At 61.4% G+C, this 14,812-nt stretch carries 14 protein-coding genes, 2 tRNA genes and 1 pseudogene; 7 read left to right on the top strand and 10 right to left on the bottom strand.

Translation table 11 applies throughout. The annotated features are described in order from the left end of the window. Positions 1-22: 22 nt before the first annotated feature. Positions 23-823 carry a mycolate reductase gene (cmrA, locus tag ACLI1Q_RS09680; RefSeq protein ID WP_239268765.1) on the top strand — a complete coding sequence of 267 codons (801 nt, stop codon included), beginning with the start codon at positions 23-25 and terminating at the stop codon, positions 821-823. Here the strand turns inward: cmrA and ACLI1Q_RS09685 are convergent. Next, positions 820-2,364: an alanine/glycine:cation symporter family protein gene (locus ACLI1Q_RS09685; protein WP_239268767.1), complete on the bottom strand. Its 1,545-nt coding sequence runs from the start codon at positions 2,362-2,364 to the stop codon at positions 820-822. The genes cmrA and ACLI1Q_RS09685 overlap by 4 nt on opposite strands. 160 nt (positions 2,365-2,524) lie before the next feature. Between ACLI1Q_RS09685 and orn the strand changes: the two genes are divergently transcribed. Together orn and ACLI1Q_RS09695 are read left to right on the top strand one after the other, a co-directional pair. After that, positions 2,525-3,166: an oligoribonuclease gene (orn, locus tag ACLI1Q_RS09690; RefSeq protein ID WP_023023636.1), complete on the top strand. Its 642-nt coding sequence runs from the start codon at positions 2,525-2,527 to the stop codon at positions 3,164-3,166. 49 nt (positions 3,167-3,215) lie between these two features. After that, positions 3,216-3,291: transfer RNA gene (locus tag ACLI1Q_RS09695), tRNA-His, on the top strand. A gap of 28 nt (positions 3,292-3,319) precedes the next feature. On the opposite strand, the gene ACLI1Q_RS09700 is transcribed toward ACLI1Q_RS09695, so the two are convergent. Both ACLI1Q_RS09700 and ACLI1Q_RS09705 read right to left on the bottom strand, forming a co-directional pair. Further along, a complete protein-coding gene (locus ACLI1Q_RS09700; protein WP_370658450.1) occupies positions 3,320-4,264 on the bottom strand; it encodes an MsnO8 family LLM class oxidoreductase in 945 nt (314 codons plus the stop codon). A gap of 20 nt (positions 4,265-4,284) precedes the next feature. Next, complete coding sequence (locus ACLI1Q_RS09705; protein ID WP_411696976.1) at positions 4,285-5,490, bottom strand: L,D-transpeptidase; 1,206 nt, start codon at positions 5,488-5,490, stop codon at positions 4,285-4,287. Positions 5,491-5,699: 209 nt separating this feature from the next. Between ACLI1Q_RS09705 and ACLI1Q_RS09710 the strand changes: the two genes are divergently transcribed. After that, positions 5,700-5,772: transfer RNA gene (locus ACLI1Q_RS09710), tRNA-Lys, on the top strand. Positions 5,773-5,872: 100 nt separating this feature from the next. On the opposite strand, the gene ACLI1Q_RS09715 is transcribed toward ACLI1Q_RS09710, so the two are convergent. The 5 genes from ACLI1Q_RS09715 to ACLI1Q_RS09735 form a co-directional block, all read right to left on the bottom strand. Then, positions 5,873-6,634, bottom strand: a complete 762-nt coding sequence (locus ACLI1Q_RS09715; RefSeq protein ID WP_239269885.1) for an ABC transporter ATP-binding protein — start codon at positions 6,632-6,634, stop codon at positions 5,873-5,875. Beyond that, positions 6,625-7,680, bottom strand: a complete 1,056-nt coding sequence (locus ACLI1Q_RS09720) for a FecCD family ABC transporter permease (RefSeq protein WP_239269886.1) — start codon at positions 7,678-7,680, stop codon at positions 6,625-6,627. The genes ACLI1Q_RS09715 and ACLI1Q_RS09720 overlap by 10 nt, the downstream gene beginning before the upstream one ends. Next, a complete protein-coding gene (locus tag ACLI1Q_RS09725) occupies positions 7,680-8,849 on the bottom strand; it encodes an ABC transporter substrate-binding protein (protein ID WP_239269887.1) in 1,170 nt (389 codons plus the stop codon). Before ACLI1Q_RS09725 ends, ACLI1Q_RS09720 begins: the two co-directional genes overlap by 1 nt. 83 nt (positions 8,850-8,932) lie before the next feature. Further along, positions 8,933-10,210, bottom strand: a complete 1,278-nt coding sequence (locus ACLI1Q_RS09730; protein WP_239269888.1) for a glutaminase — start codon at positions 10,208-10,210, stop codon at positions 8,933-8,935. A gap of 58 nt (positions 10,211-10,268) precedes the next feature. Further along, entirely contained in the window at positions 10,269-10,547 is a 279-nt protein-coding gene (locus ACLI1Q_RS09735; protein ID WP_239269889.1) for a DUF3618 domain-containing protein, read from the bottom strand. Positions 10,548-10,644: 97 nt separating this feature from the next. Here ACLI1Q_RS09735 and bcp point away from each other — a divergent pair, with 97 nt between their 5' ends. The 3 genes and pseudogenes from bcp to ACLI1Q_RS09750 all read left to right on the top strand — a co-directional run bounded on the left by bcp (position 10,645) and on the right by ACLI1Q_RS09750 (position 12,804). Beyond that, entirely contained in the window at positions 10,645-11,112 is a 468-nt protein-coding gene (gene bcp / locus ACLI1Q_RS09740) for a thioredoxin-dependent thiol peroxidase (protein WP_239269890.1), read from the top strand. A 4-nt stretch (positions 11,113-11,116) separates the two neighbouring features. Then, positions 11,117-11,734 (top strand): TetR/AcrR family transcriptional regulator, encoded by a 618-nt coding sequence (locus ACLI1Q_RS09745; RefSeq protein WP_411696977.1) that lies wholly within the window; start codon positions 11,117-11,119, stop codon positions 11,732-11,734. An 84-nt stretch (positions 11,735-11,818) separates the two neighbouring features. Continuing rightward, a pseudogene (locus ACLI1Q_RS09750) lies at positions 11,819-12,804 on the top strand (HNH endonuclease signature motif containing protein). A gap of 21 nt (positions 12,805-12,825) precedes the next feature. Here the strand turns inward: ACLI1Q_RS09750 and bioD are convergent. Both bioD and ACLI1Q_RS09760 read right to left on the bottom strand, forming a co-directional pair. Then, entirely contained in the window at positions 12,826-13,500 is a 675-nt protein-coding gene (gene bioD / locus ACLI1Q_RS09755) for a dethiobiotin synthase (protein WP_284849546.1), read from the bottom strand. After that, positions 13,497-14,771 (bottom strand): adenosylmethionine--8-amino-7-oxononanoate transaminase, encoded by a 1,275-nt coding sequence (locus ACLI1Q_RS09760; protein WP_239269919.1) that lies wholly within the window; start codon positions 14,769-14,771, stop codon positions 13,497-13,499. The genes bioD and ACLI1Q_RS09760 overlap by 4 nt, the downstream gene beginning before the upstream one ends. Between the last annotated feature and the right edge of the window lie 41 nt (positions 14,772-14,812).

Below are 14,812 nucleotides of genomic sequence, written 5' to 3' on the forward strand. Positions count from 1 at the left end.
GCCCCCCTCGAAAGGCTCGACAATGTCACTTCCGGCACCATCTCGTACCTCCTACGCCCTAGTTACGGGCGCTAGCCAGGGCATCGGCAAGGCGATGGCCCACGATTTCGCGGCGATGGGCTATAACGTCATCCTCGTTGCCCGGCGCGGCGAAATCTTGGAAGATTTAGCCACAGAACTTCAGCGCCGCCACCACATTGAGGCCAGTGCCCTACCCGCGGATTTGGCCACCGATGAGGGCGTCGAGGCGGTCATTGACACCATCTCCTCCAAGAAAGTCTCCATCTTGGTCAATTCCGCCGGCATCGCCAGCTTCGGGCCCTTCATGGACCAGGACTGGGGCTACGAGACCTCCCAATTCGCCTTAAACGGCACCGCCGTGCACCGCCTGACCCGCGCCGCGCTGGAACACATGCTCCCGCGGCGTGCGGGCGCCATCTGCAATGTGGGCTCAACGGCCGGCAATATCCCCATCCCCAATAACGCGACCTACGTCTTTACCAAGGCCGGGGTGAATGCGTTTACGGAGGCGCTGCACTATGAGCTCAAGGGCTCTGGCATCAGCTGTACCCTGCTAGCTCCTGGGCCGGTACGTGAGGCGACCATCGCCGAAGAGGACCAGACCATCGTGGATAAGGTCGTGCCCGATGCGCTGTGGACCACGTATGAGTCCTGCTCCAAAGAGACCATCGCGGCCATGCAAAAAGGCCAGCGACGCGTGGTCCCTGGCCCCTTGTCAAAGGCGATGAACGTGGTCAGCAAGGTGCTGCCGACCCCAGTCATCGCGCCGCTCATTGGGCGGTTTTATTCCCAGATGAGCTAGCGTTCCGCATTCTCGCCGGCGGCTTGCTTGCTGGCCGCTTGTGCCGCCGCACGGGCGTTTTTGCGGTCCACCCAGAAATCGGCATTCTTGATGCCCACCGCCTCTGGGTCGAATTCCGGATCCTTGCCCGCCTTCTTTTGTTTCTCGTAGTCCTTCAGGACCTTGAGCGCCGGCACCTGCAGGAAGAGGACGGCGATGATATTTAGCCATGCGGTGGTGCCCACGCCGATATCGCCCAGCGCCCAGGCCGAGCCCGGAGTCGTGGTAGCACCCACGATGACCGAGACGATAATCAGGATGCGCAGCGCCCATACTAGGCCGCGACGAACCGCGCGGGACTTGACCCAACGGTTGAAGTAGGTCAGGTTGACCTCGGACATGTAGTAGTACGCCAGCACGGTGGTAAAGGCGAAGAAGGCAATGGACACGGCGATAAACGTCGGGCCCCAGCCAGCAAAGACGCTATCGAGGCCGGATTGGACGAAGCCGGGGCCGACTGCGACGTCATCGGGAAGCGAGCCTTGGTAGACAACCTCGCCATCCTCGGATTCGCCGCGGAAGACGGTGTACATATCCGTGGAGATGATCATAAACGCCGTTGCGGAGCACACGAAGAGGGTGTCGATGTACACGGCGAAGGACTGCACGAAGCCTTGCTTGGCCGGGTGGGAGACCTCCGCGGCGGCAGCGGACTGCGGGCCGGTGCCCTGGCCAGCCTCGTTGGAGTAAATACCGCGCTTAACGCCCCACATGATGGCCACACCCAGCATGCCGGAGAACCCGGCCTCGAGGTTAAAGGCAGACTTAAAGATAAGGCCAAAGACCTCTGGGATCTGCGAGTAGTTGATGAGCATCACGACGATGGAGATGCCGATGTAGATCGCAGCCATAAACGGCACGACTAGGGTGGCGAAGTTAGCGATGCGCTTGACGCCACCGATAATGATGGTGGCCAAAATGCCGGCCAGGACTACCGCGGCCCAGGTGGAATTGATACCCCACGCGGTATCGGCCGCTGCGGCCACAGCATTGGCCTGAATGCCCGGCAGGAAGTAGCTGGTGGCCAAAATCATGGCGATGGCAAAGAGGATGCCATAGACCATCATGAACGGCGCAGCCTTGGTGTGCTTATACGCCTTTTCGATGTAATAAGCCGGGCCACCGCGGTACTCGCCGGTGTCCTGGTCCTTTTCTTTATAAATCTGCGCCAGGGTGCACTCGATGAAGGAGGTGGACGAGCCCAAAAGCGCCACAGCCCACATCCAGAACACCGCACCCGGGCCACCGAAGGCAATGGCCGTGGACACGCCGGCGATATTACCCACGCCCACGCGGCCGGATAGAGAGACCATCAGCGATTGGAAGGAAGAAACACCGTCGTCAGATTTTTCGCCCTTGGAAATTTGCCGCAGCATATCCGGTAGGCAACGGACCTGCAGGCCCCGCGTTATCACGGTGAAATAAACACCCGCACCCAAGCACAAAAACACGAGGGCGGGCGACCAAATTATGGAATTGAGGGCATCGAGAAAGTTTGCCATCGAGAAACTCCTTAGTCATTCGCACCTCCCTTGTGAAGCACGATATAGAAAGTATGCCGTAAATCACTCCCCCGTGTCGGTAAAACGATAGGTAAATTTTTCTTTTGCTTTTCGGGGTGCAGATCGGGGCGCGCGGAGGGCCCCGTCAGTCGGGGTTAGAATGGAACGCATGTCTTCTCCCGAAATCGCCGCAAAATATGATCGCCTCGTGTGGATCGACCTGGAAATGACCGGCCTCGACCCGGAACGCCACGTCATCGTCGAGGTGGCCGCAGTCATCACGGACGGCAACCTCAACATCCTTGGCAAGGGCATCGATCTCGTCGTCCACGCCACCGAAGAGGAACTATCCCAGATGGATTCCTTCGTCACCGAAATGCACGCAAACTCCGGCCTCGATAAGGAAATCCGCCAGTCCACCACGACCATCCGCGAGGCCGAGGACGCGGTACTGGCGCTCATCAACGAGCACTGCGAGCACCCGGCTCCCCTAGCCGGCAATTCCATCGCCACCGACCGCACCTTCATCCGCACCTATATGCCGCGGCTAGATGAGGCGCTGCACTACCGCATGATCGATGTCTCAACCATCAAGGAGCTCGCCCGGCGCTGGCACCCGCGGGCCTACTACAACCAGCCCGATAAGGGCATGGCCCACCGCGCGCTGCAGGACATCATCGAGTCCATCCGCGAGCTCGATTTCTATCGCCGCAGCGTCTTTCGCACCGATGAGGGCCCAACTTCTACCGAAGCCGAGGAGCTCAAGGCCGAAACCACCGCCGATTACCAGGCGTTTTTGTAATTTACGCGGCGTGAGTTAACCTATATCTCGTTGCTTTCGCGCAACGATGGTGGCTGTAGTTCAGCTGGTAGAGCACCAGGTTGTGATCCTGGTTGTCGCGGGTTCGAGTCCCGTCAGCCACCCCAATCTCCCGAGCCCCGTGCTCGGGATTTTTTATATCTCCACCACCATTTCCTCCGAGCGGGCCCTCCCCGCGAGATCCGGCATGTCTCCGGTAATCAGGAACTCATCGACGCCCAGCTGCTTGCCGATGCCCCTTAGTTCCTCCCCCACTTCCCCCACCGTCCCCCAGACGTCGTGGCCCAGGGACTCGTCGATGCGGCGCTGTTGCTGGCTCGTTAGCCCCTCCAGATCCAATTCGCGGGCTGGGCGCAGCGGCGCGAATTCCCCGGTGGACTGGGCCATGACCTTTGCATAGGACTCCGGCAGCAAAAGGTCCCGCGCTTGGTCCGCGGTATCGGCCACGGCGATATTGAGGGAGGAGATGATAGGTGGGGCATCGGCAAGCGCATGCTCGCGGTAGAGCCGCGCCGCCTTTTCCTGCATTTCTACGGGCCCGCCCAGGATGACACCCAATCCCAGCCGCGCGGCCACCCTGACCGACCGGAAGCCGGCGAGGATATAGATGGGCGTGCCCGCATACTCGGGCCGCACCGTCACCGCCGCCTCTCCGCGCAGGTAGCGCAACAGGGCCTCGACCTCGTTCTCGAACTGCGGCTTGAGCTCCAGCGGATCGCCCTGGCGCAGCGCCTTGCGCACTGGCGCCGTAAAGCCCACCGAGGAGCCCAACCCAATATCGATCCTGCCGGGGTACAGCGCCTCCAAGAGGTTAATCTGTTCCGCGACTAGAAACGGCGGGTGGTTGAGCACCATAATTCCTGCGGTACCCACGCGAATGCGCTGCGTGCGCGCCGCCACGTGCGAAGCCAACATGCCCGGCTGGCCCGCTGGGATGCCCGGCACCCCGTGGTGCTCGGCGAGGAAAAACCTGCGAAAACCCAGCCGCTCCACATGCTGCGCATGCTCGGCTATCCCATCGAGTCTGCCTGCCGCCCCGCGGTCCAAAATAGAAAAGCGCATGGCCACCACTGTAGCCATGCGCCTAAAAATTGTGCGGATTATTGATTAGCGTCCGCGTTGCCCTTGGACCATTCCTCCCAGGGCATATTCCAATCGCCCAAGCCGTCCAAGGGGTTAAGCGTCCCACCATAAGTATTGATTACGTGGACGATATCGCCGCGCTTGACGGTGTTCTGGAACCACTGCGCGGCCTCTGGCGTGACGTTGATGCAGCCGTGAGAGGTATTGGAATTACCCTGCGCCCACACGGACCACGGTGCGGAGTGCACGTAAATGCCGGAATAGGACATCTGGGTAGCCCAGTCCACCTCGGTGCTGTAGCCGCCCGCATCGTGCGCAAGCCCGAAGGTCTCAGAATCCATCAGCAGCGACTGGTGCTGATCGCCAATGACATAGCGCCCATTCGGGGTGTCATATTGATAATCGCGACCCAGCGATACCGGAATGGTGCGCAAGAGCTCCTTGTTCTTGTAGACCTTCATGGTCTTGGTGGCATTATCCACCAGCGTGACGGTGCGATCCCCGATGGTGAAATCCGTCCCGGTATTTTCCCCGCCGTAGATGCCGCCACCGAGGTCCTTGCCGTATTGATCGACCTTGACCTCAACCTTGGTGCCCGGCTCCCAATACTCCTTGGGGCGCCAGCGCACCTCTTGGTTATTCACCCAGTAGAACGCGCCTTCCACCTCTGGGTTGGTCTTAACCGTAATCGTGTCCTCTGCCGCCTTGCGGTCGGTGATATAGGTGCCGAAATTGACGCCGATAACCTGGCCCACACCCACCTCAGAGCCGGGGATAGGCGTCATCGCCACCTGGGCGACGCCCGCCGCCTGGGAGGTGGAAAAGCTCAGGTTCTTCTTATTGCCATCCTTGTCAGTGGCCACGATGGAATAAGTGTGGTTATAGCCAAGATCCTCCGCCGTAGTCCACTTCTTGCCGTCCTCAGAGAGTTTTTCTTCAACTTCCACGCCCAGCTCATTGGTCATGGTCACGCTCTTGAGCTCGGTGGTGGATTCCACGGTGACGGGCTTGGATGGATCGACGTCTTCTGCCCCATCCTTCACGGAGGCCGAAAGCTTCGACTTTTCTTTCTGCTCAGACTTCTCTGCTGAGCTCGAGGTAGATTCCTGGTCCCCCGAGCGGTTTTCAGCGGCGGAATTAACGGAGCTCGAGGCTACTACCAGGGAAATGCACGCAATGCTCGCAGCAGCAATGCGGCGGGGTTTAGGGAGGGAAATAATCACTAAGTAGACCTTAGAAATACAGTAGTTCTTTCAAGACCAATCCAGACTATCGCCTTGCCACCCCAAATACCAGAAACAAGCGCACCATTATCCAAACTGTTATATTCCCCCAGAAATGTACTATGAGCTGGCGATTTTACAGTTTTTCAACCGGAGTGCTAAAGTTTCTACTCGTTGCACAGAGAGCCACACGGCAGGACGTCGACACTGCGCCATTAGCTCAATTGGCAGAGCAACTGACTCTTAATCAGTGGGTTCGGGGTTCGATTCCCTGATGGCGCACAACAGCAAAATCGCGAGGCAAGTACCTCGCGATTTTTTCGTTTTCAAAGCTAGCAGTTCAAGGCTAGCAAAAAGGCCGAGCATCTCGCTCGGCCTTTGCTTATTTCACGCGTTGGGGCGCGACGACGGGAACACCGCGGTGCTCCACGATGTCCGCCTCTACCCCATAAACACTTTCCACCAGTTCGCGCGTGAGCACGTCTCCAGGCGTGCCCTGGGCACGAATACGGCCGGATTTGAGTACCACCAGCTGGTCACACATGCGCGCGGCCAGGTTGATGTCATGGATGGCCACCAGCCCCAGGCTGCCTTCGCGCCTAGCCTTCTCGCGCACCTCCTCGAGGACGAAGAACTGGCGATGCAGGTCGAGCGCGGACGTCGGCTCGTCCAAGAGCATCAGGCCGGGATTTCCCACCAGCATCTGCGCCACGGCGACGAGCTGACGCTGGCCGCCAGATAGCTCGTTGAGGTAGCGCGAGGCAATGGCGTCCAGCCCCATCGCGTTCAGCACCTCGCCGGTGCGGGTAATAGGGTCCTCGCACGCTTCCCGACGCGCCGCGATCAGCACCGTCTCAAACGCCCGCAGCGCCGCGGTGCTGGGCAAATCCTGCGGGACGTAGCCAATCAGCTGGCGGCGGCGCTTGCCCCGCGGGCTTTCTCCTTCCACCAGGAAATCCACCTCGCCCTTGTACCCGCGGTGCACGCCGGCAAGGGACTTGATCAGCGTGGTTTTACCGGACGCGTTGGGACCTAAGAGGCCGACCAGTTGACCGCCTTGCAGCGTATCCACGTCTACCGCTTCGAGCACGGTGTGCTTGCCGTAGGCCGCGCTTATACCGCGCAGGGTAAGTTCTACGTCCACAGCGCCCTCCTTCGAGTCATCACGATGGCGATAAAGAACGGCACGCCCAAAAGCGAGGTCACGATGCCAATCGGAATGGCCAGACCCGGCTTAATCATCAGACTCGCCGCGTGCGCCGCGCACATCACGGCCGCACCGGCGGCCATGGAGGCGGGCACGAAATAGCGCTGGTCCTCGCCCACCAGCATACGAGCGATGTGCGGGCCCACGAGGCCGATAAAGCCGATGATGCCGGCGAAGGCCACCGTCGTTGCCGCCACGAGGGAGACCACGATGAGCACCACCACGCGTAGCCGCGCGGTATTAATGCCCATGGCGGCAGCGCGGGCATCGCCAAGCCGCAAGGCCGTAAGCCGCCACGACAGCGCCCACAAAATGGGCAGGGCAACCAGCAGCACACCCGCCAGCACGCCGTTGGCGGCCCAGTTCGCACGCGTGAGCGACCCCATGGACCAAAAGACGATCTGCTGGAGCGCCTCGGCCGAAGACTGGTACTGGATAAGCGCGAGCATGGCCTGGAAGAAAAAGACCAAACCAATGCCCAGCAGCACCATGGTCTCCGCTTTCGCACCCCGGATAATGGCCGCCACGACGATGATCGCCGTCGCCACCGCCGCAGACAACCACGCCACCAGCGCCAGGTTGAACTGCGGCTGGGTTAGCAGCTGCCACTTGAGCACGATGGAACTAGCGCCGCCGAAGGCCGCCGCGGCGGAAATACCGAGGGTAAACGGCTCCGCCAGCGGGTTATTCAAGATGGTCTGCATCTCCGCGCCGGCCAGCGAGAGGCTGACGCCGATGAGCAGGGCCATAACGGCCATCGGCAAGCGCAGCTTCCACAGCACCGTATGCGTCTGGTCATCCAGGCTCGAGGGATTCACGATGCCCCTGATGACCTCGCCGGGGCTGATGTCGATGGCGCCGACGAAGTTGCTGACCACAAACGCCACCGCCGCAATGAGGCACAGGCCCGCGACGATGCTGATGCGCTGCCAGGTGAGCTTCTTGTGTTGCTGCGTAAGGGCAGCTACCTCCGCACTCACCATTAATTCGTGCTAAAGAAGGTTCCCTCGCCAGCAACCGGCGAGTACTTTTCTTGCGCTTGCATCCACTGCTTGTCGATGTCCATATCCTCATACGCCTCCGGGTTGATCCATTCCGCGATCTGCAGCAGCGCCAGGTAGTTGAACGGCGAGTTGTAGAACTGGTGCCACATGCTGTGCAGTTTGTGTTCCTTGACCGCGCGCAGGTTCTCAAAACCGGGCTGGTGGCTCGGCAGCTTGGTAACGCTCGACTCCGCCTCATCTTCACCGATGCCATAGCCCACCGCGGCGTAGCCCACGGGGTTGCCCTCATCGTCTTTCATTTCGGACCAATCGCCGCCGGTGGCAATCACCATGTCTGGGTCAGTCTCGAGGACCTTTTCTGGGGTCAGGGCACCGGATTCGCCTGGGATGATGCCGTCGGCCACGTTTTCGCCGCCGGCGACGTTGACCAGCTGCGAGATATTGGAGTCATTCCACGAGCCACAGCAGTCCGAGACACCGGCCGCGCGCCAAACGAAGGTCTTGGGCTTGTCCTTTACCTTGTCCGCACGCTCCTTGACCAGGTCCACGGTTTCTTGCCACTCTTCGTTGAATTCCTTGGCGCGCTCTTCTTTACCGAAGATCTCACCGAAAATATCCATGGACTTGGTGGTGTTTTCCAGCGGCTTGGCGCGGAAATCGGTCACGGCGTACTTGAGGCCTGCCTGATCCATCTTCTCTGTCAGGCCTGCCTCTTGCGAGGCGTCGTACTGGTCCTTGGACAACACGATGAGGTCTGGATCCAAGCTCACCAGGTTTTCCACGGTGACATCGCCCTTGGTGAACCCGCCGATTTCCGGCAATTCATTGACCTTGGGCAGCTTTTCTTCCAAGACGTTGTAGTAGTCCGGCACGTTCTTCTTCAGGTCGGATCCGATGCCTACGACCTTATCCAGCGGATCCTCGGTATTGAGGATGCCGGTGGCGAAGATGGAGCGGCCCTCGCCTAACAGGACGCGCTCGGGGGCCTTGTCGAGTTCTACGTCGCGGCCCGCGAGGTCGGTGAAGGACAGGGCAGCATCGTCGCTGCCGCCGCCGTTGTTGGTTGTTTCTTCGTCGGTGCTGCAGCCTACAAGTGCGGTGGCGGAGGCCGCCACCACGGCCATTACCTTGGGGAATCTATATGCCATCTTGAGTCCTTGGTTAGTCGGATTCCTCGAATTGAGGATAAGTGCGAGCTTATCCTAGCTTAACCAAGTAAGGTGAACCAAACCTAAACTACCTCCTCGGCGATTGCGTAATCTTCCGGCTCACCCTTGGGCACCTCAGTGCCGTCCGCCATGGTACGGTCCTCCAATTCGCCGTCCGGATCCACGATGGCGATATCGAAACCAGCCTCGCGGATGCGCCGGAGGCCTTCCTTCAGCATGCGCCGGCCCATCCGGTTGGATCCGGTGATATGGGATAGCTCCAGCACCACCGTGCCCTCACCAAATTCGCATTCGGTGAGCTGATGCAAGATGGTCTCCGCCGCGTTGAAGTTGATAAGGCCCTGCAGGAAGATCACCGTGAGGTCGTCCTCGGTCTCCATCCTGCGCACGGGGTGCACGCCGTAGCGCTCATCCGTGGACATCAAGTGCAGCCCCATATCCTTCGACAGCAAGGTCAAGGCATCCACTCCGCGGACGGAATTGCCCTCCTTATTAAGCCGCGGCGAGAAGGTCGCGACCCCCAATTGGCCGGGCAGGGTTCCCAGCAGGCCGCCCGAAACGCCGGATTTCGCTGGGATTCCGACCTCGGCCATCCATCGCCCAGCGCCGTCGTACATGCCCGCAGAGCTCATGACAGAAAGCGTCAGGCGGCAGACATCGGCATCGAGGATCTTCTCCCCCGTCACCGGCTGCGTGCCACCATTGGCCAAGGTGGCAGACATCACGGCGAGGTCGCGCACCGTGACCTTAATCGAGCACTGCTCCACGTAGGTCGAAACCGCATCGTGGGCCTCGTCCTGGATGATGTCGTAATTGCGCAGCATGTGCGCCAAAGACAGGTTCCTATCAGAGACCTGCAGCTCGGAATCGCGCACCTTTTCATCGAGTTTCAGCTCGCGGCCCGCCAGCCGCGAAAAGTAGGTGCGCAGCTGTTCCACGCGCTCGGCCGGATCCGAATCCACGCCATTAATTAGCTGCGTTACCGCGATCGCGCCCGCATTAATCATCGGATTCACCGGCCGGTGATCATCGCGGTTGAGCGAAAGCTCATTGAAGGCCTCGCCGGACGGTTCCATGCCGACGATCTCGCGCACCGCATCCAAACCGAGCTCCTGCAGCGCTAGGGCATACGCAAAAGGCTTCGACACGGACTGCAGGGTGAATTCCACCTCAGCATCGCCGGCGGAATACACATGCCCCGTCGTGGTGCAGATGGCCACGCCGAGGTAGTCCGGTTCCGCCTTCGCGAGCTCGGGAATATAGTCCGCCACCGCGCCGCTGCGATTTCCTCGCACCCGAGTCAAAATTTCCTGCAAATAAAAAGGAATTGGAGTTTTCATCGCGACCTAGCATACGAAAAAAGCCCCCACGGCGCGCGTGGGGGTAAGGCGGGGAAAATTAGTGGCGCTCAGACAGCAGGCGCTGCAATTCCTTCAGGTCGCTCTTGCGGCGACGCGAGCGGAACACAGAAAAGGCAATCAGCCCAACGACGGCGGCGCCGACGCCACCGAGTACCAGCTGCACGTTGCGGTCCTGCAACTTTTCGGTGGCGGCATCCTTGGCGTCATCGACGAGGTTTTGCGGCTTGCTGCGATCCGCAATTTCATCCAGGGTGCTAGCCAGCTGGCGCCGGGTGCGTTCGATATCGCGTTGAATATCTTCAATATTGCGTGCCACGGAATTCTCCTCTTAGCTTAAGTTTCGCTCTTAACGAGCTTATCTTACCGTGCAGGGTCTCCACCGCGCAGGCTGGGGAGCACGTAAAGTGGGGTCCATGACTGAAACTCGTTTGAACGTAGGAGATACCGCCCCCGCTTTTTCGCTTGCCGATGCCACCGGCAACACCGTTTCCCTTTCCGATTACGCAGGCCAGCGCGTGCTGGTGTACTTCTACCCGCGCGCCAATACCCCAGGCTGCACCAAGGAAGCCTGCGATTTTCGCGATTCACTAGAAGAACTCAATGAGCTCAATATCGCGGTGGTGGGCATCTCCCCCGATAAGCCCGAGGCGCTGGCGAAGTTCCGCGATGACCACGATCTCAACTTCCCGCTGCTTTCTGATCCAGATAAGTCCGTCATGACTGCGTATGGCGCCTTCGGGGAGAAGAAGAACTACGGCAAGGTGGTCCAGGGCGTTATCCGTTCTACCTTCCTCGTGGAGCCGGATGGCACCATCGGCCAGACCCACTACAACGTGAAGGCCACCGGGCACGTCGCGCGCGTGATGAAGGGCCTCGAGTAAGCCGGTGGAGGAAATCCTCGTCCCGCGGCGCCGGCCAGCGCAGGCGCGCAGCCGGGAGCGCTTTGCTCGCATCGTGCAGGCGGCGCGCGCCGTGCTTGTCGATGTCGGCTTTGAATCCTTCACCTTCGATGAAGTCGCCCACCGTGCTGGGGTCCCGATCGGCACGCTGTATCAGTTCTTTGCCAATAAATACGTGTTCATCTGCGAGCTCGACCGGCAAGATACTGCCACCAGCCTGGCCGAAATCGAGCGCTTTTCGCGCCTCGTGCCGGCCCCGCAGTGGCCGGATGTCTTGGATGAATTCATCGACCACTTGGCGCGGATGTGGCGCGAGGATCCTTCCCGGCGCGCCGTTTGGCACGCCATCCAATCCACCCCGGCGACACGGGCTACGGCCGCCGATACCGAGCTGCAGCTCTTGGAGCCGCTCGCCGAGATCCTCCGCCCGCTGGCCACCGAGCACAGCGATGCGCAACGCATTGAGCTGGCGCGCTTCCTTATCCACACCGTGGTTTCTCTGCTCAATTACGCTATTTCGGGCGAACCAGACAAGTTCGATTCCGTGGTCATGGAGCTAAAGCGCATGTTGATTTCGTATCTTTTTGCGGTGGCCGCGGGATAACTTTGTAGACGTTTATACAAGTTATCCACAGGTGGGCGCCGCGCCCGATTGGTACTGCGGTAGCGCGCGCCTAGATTTGCAGGCATGAACGCACTGCAGGCCTATGCCACCCAGATTTCCTCGGCGATGGATATCCTCGCCGAGGCCCACGGCATGCCTGAGAGCGACCTCATCGAGCTCGGATTGCCGGATGTCGAGGCCCGCGAGCTGCTCGCGCTGGCAGAGGTTTATTTCGGCACCACTTCCTTTAGCCGCAAGCAGCGCCTTGCCGCCGCGGGCGCGCGCCACCACGATTTGGTGACCCTGAAGCTCATCGAGAAGTACGCCACCCGTGCTGCCACCAAGCGCGCCGCGTGGAACCTGCGCGTAGAGCTGTGCCGGCAACACGGACCGGCCTCCGAGATTGCCCAGCTCGCTAAAAAACGCCTGCGCGAATGGCGCCCGCGCCGCCGGCCGCCGCGCGAGGGCGTACAACTCCTGCGCCGCCCGGATGGCCCGTGGACGATGCGCATTACTGCGCCCTCGTCCTTCCTCGCGGATCTCGATTCCGCCCTCGACCCCGATAACCCACTCGCATCCTTCCGCGAACTCCTCCGCGGCGAGGGCGCTGCCACGGTACAGACCACGACGAACGTGATTATCCCGCTCAACGCACTGGATCAAATACTGGAAGGCGATGGCGACGAGGTCACGCTTCGGCTCACCAACGGCTCGACCATTACCGGCGCGCAGCTCGTCGAGCGCACCTTTAGCGAACACGGGCTAGCCACGCTTATCCACCCAGTGAAGGGCCCGGTCAACCTGTATCGGACCTCGCGGTTCGCCTCGGAAAACAGCGGCTGATGGCCGCCGCCGAAAACCCCACCTGCCCGTGGCCGCCGTGCAATCACCCGGCGGATAAGTCTCAAATCCACCACCTGCAGGCGTGGAAGCACGGCGGGATGACCAACGCGGACAACCTCACCGTGTGCTGCCCGTACCACAACGGGGTGAACCAAGACGATCCGAACGCCCCTCCCCTGCGCGGCCGCCTTGCCCGGGTAAACGGCAAGGTCCGCTGGGTCCGCTAGCGCTGCCTCATCGAGGTAGCGCTACTCGGCGTGCGCAAGCAACTCCGCACACACATCACCGGGAAAGAGCTCTCGGGTCATCCGGGCGAAGTCCTCCCGGCCCAGCGCTCCGGCCCCCTCCTGCACGCTGCCCCACAACCGGCAGCCCGTGACCGCAGGAAGCTCGTCCACGTTCAACCGCGTCGCCAGATCCGGCCTCGCGGGCAAACTGCCGCCGATAAGCCCCATCACGTTAATCCTGCGCCGCTGCGCCTCGCGGACGGTGAGCTCGGCGGCGTTGAGGCTGCCAAGACCGAGGGAGGTGACAATGAGGAGGTTGGTGGCGACATCGGCAAGCGTGTAGTCGTCTGCCAAACGCACCAGCAGGCCGCCGGCACCTTCCACCAGCACCACCCGGCCTGGTGCGTCCAACCCTGCGATCCAGTCCCAGAGTTCCTCTTTGCTCGGCGGAGTCATGCGGGCCCGGCGCGCCGAAAGGTTCGGTGCCAGCGGCTCGGGAAAACGCACCATCTCCGTGACCTCGACCCCGGCCAGGGCCCGCACCGTCGCCGCATCGCCGCTATTGCCCGGCTCGCCGGTCTGCAGGGGCTTGGCATAGACGACCTCGCGCCCACTCTGGGCAAGGGCGCTGGCGAGCACCGCCGTGGCCACCGTCTTTCCCACGTCGGTATTGGTGCCGGTGACAAAGATAATCATCGCTTTCCTCCTCCTACCGCAGCGCGCACACCGCGGCAAATCTGCGCGACCTCGTCTTCGGTACTGATAAAAGGCGGCATGGTGTAGATAAGGCGGCCGAACGGGCGCAGCCACACGCCTTGGTCCACCGCCGCGTCCGTAGCACCTGACATATCGACGTCGCGCTCCATCTCCACCACGCCGATAGCCCCCAGCACCCGCACGTCCGCCACGCCCGGCTCGTCCTCTAGCCCGGAAAGCCCGGCGCGCAGCTGCTTCTCGATGCCCGCAACCTGCCCCCGCCACCTTCCCTCCAGGATCATGGAGGTCGCCTCGGCAGATACCGCGCAGGCCAGCGGGTTGGCCATAAAGGTCGGGCCGTGCATCAGCGCGCGTGGGTGCATACCCTCGGCAACCCGGGCGGTGGCGAGCGTGGCGGCCATCGTCATGAAACCGCCGGTCATCGCCTTACCCACGCACATGATATCCGGCACCACTCCCGCCGCCTGGGTGGTAAAGAGGTCCCCGGTGCGCCCAAAACCCGTGGCTATTTCATCCGCGATCAGCACGATTCCGTGGCGGTCGCAGATTTCGCGCGCCCCGCGCACCAGCTCGTGGTCGTGGAAGCGCATGCCGCCGGCGCCTTGGACGACGGGCTCGATGATCAAGGCTGCGACTTCGTTCGTAATGCAGCCTTCCAGCTCGCGTAGGTAATCCGCGCGCGCCTTCTCGCTCGCCCCGCGCGTGGGCGGTGCTGGGGCGAAAACCTGCTGCGCCAGGGTGCCGGTCCACATCGAGTGCATGCCGCCATCGGGATCGCACACGCTCATCGCGGCAAAGGTATCGCCGTGATAACCCGAGCGCCAGGTCAGCATCTTGGTGCGCTCCGGGTGGCCGATCCCCTGCTGGTATTGCAGAGCCATCTTGATGGCGACCTCTACCGAGACCGATCCCGAGTCCGCATAAAAGACCTGCGCGAAGTCGTGACACGTAAGCTCCATGAGATTGGCCGTCAGCCGCGCCGCCGGCTCGTGCGTGAGCCCGCCGAACATCACGTGGCTCATGCGATCGATCTGCTCCTTGGCGGCAGCGGTGAGCCGCGGATGGCTGTGGCCGTGGGCGGCGGCCCACCAGGAGGACATGGCGTCGATGAGGTGGGGGCCATCGGCAAGCGTGAGGTGGACTCCCGCAGCCGACTCCACGACGCGCGTGGGCGCGCCGGGCTCGGCGTAGGGGTGCCAGATGTGGTGGGCATCGATTGTAGCTATGTCGTTAGTAGAAATATCCACCAAATTAGATCTAGCACACACTGTCGGCCGCTATAGTCCTTTTT

Origin of the sequence: Corynebacterium limaceinasi (assembly GCF_046717465.1) — a bacterium.
Taxonomy (GTDB): Bacteria; Actinomycetota; Actinomycetes; order Mycobacteriales; family Mycobacteriaceae; genus Corynebacterium.

Coding starts and splice junctions, on each gene's coding strand:
- cmrA (WP_239268765.1), top strand. CDS start 23: ATGTCACTTCCGGCACCATCTCGTACCTCCTACGCCCTAGTTACGGGC.
- ACLI1Q_RS09685 (WP_239268767.1), bottom strand. CDS start 2,364: ATGGCAAACTTTCTCGATGCCCTCAATTCCATAATTTGGTCGCCCGCC.
- orn (WP_023023636.1), top strand. CDS start 2,525: ATGGAACGCATGTCTTCTCCCGAAATCGCCGCAAAATATGATCGCCTC.
- ACLI1Q_RS09700 (WP_370658450.1), bottom strand. CDS start 4,264: ATGGCTACAGTGGTGGCCATGCGCTTTTCTATTTTGGACCGCGGGGCG.
- ACLI1Q_RS09720 (WP_239269886.1), bottom strand. CDS start 7,680: ATGGTGAGTGCGGAGGTAGCTGCCCTTACGCAGCAACACAAGAAGCTC.
- ACLI1Q_RS09725 (WP_239269887.1), bottom strand. CDS start 8,849: ATGGCATATAGATTCCCCAAGGTAATGGCCGTGGTGGCGGCCTCCGCC.
- ACLI1Q_RS09730 (WP_239269888.1), bottom strand. CDS start 10,210: ATGAAAACTCCAATTCCTTTTTATTTGCAGGAAATTTTGACTCGGGTG.
- bcp (WP_239269890.1), top strand. CDS start 10,645: ATGACTGAAACTCGTTTGAACGTAGGAGATACCGCCCCCGCTTTTTCG.
- bioD (WP_284849546.1), bottom strand. CDS start 13,500: ATGATTATCTTTGTCACCGGCACCAATACCGACGTGGGAAAGACGGTG.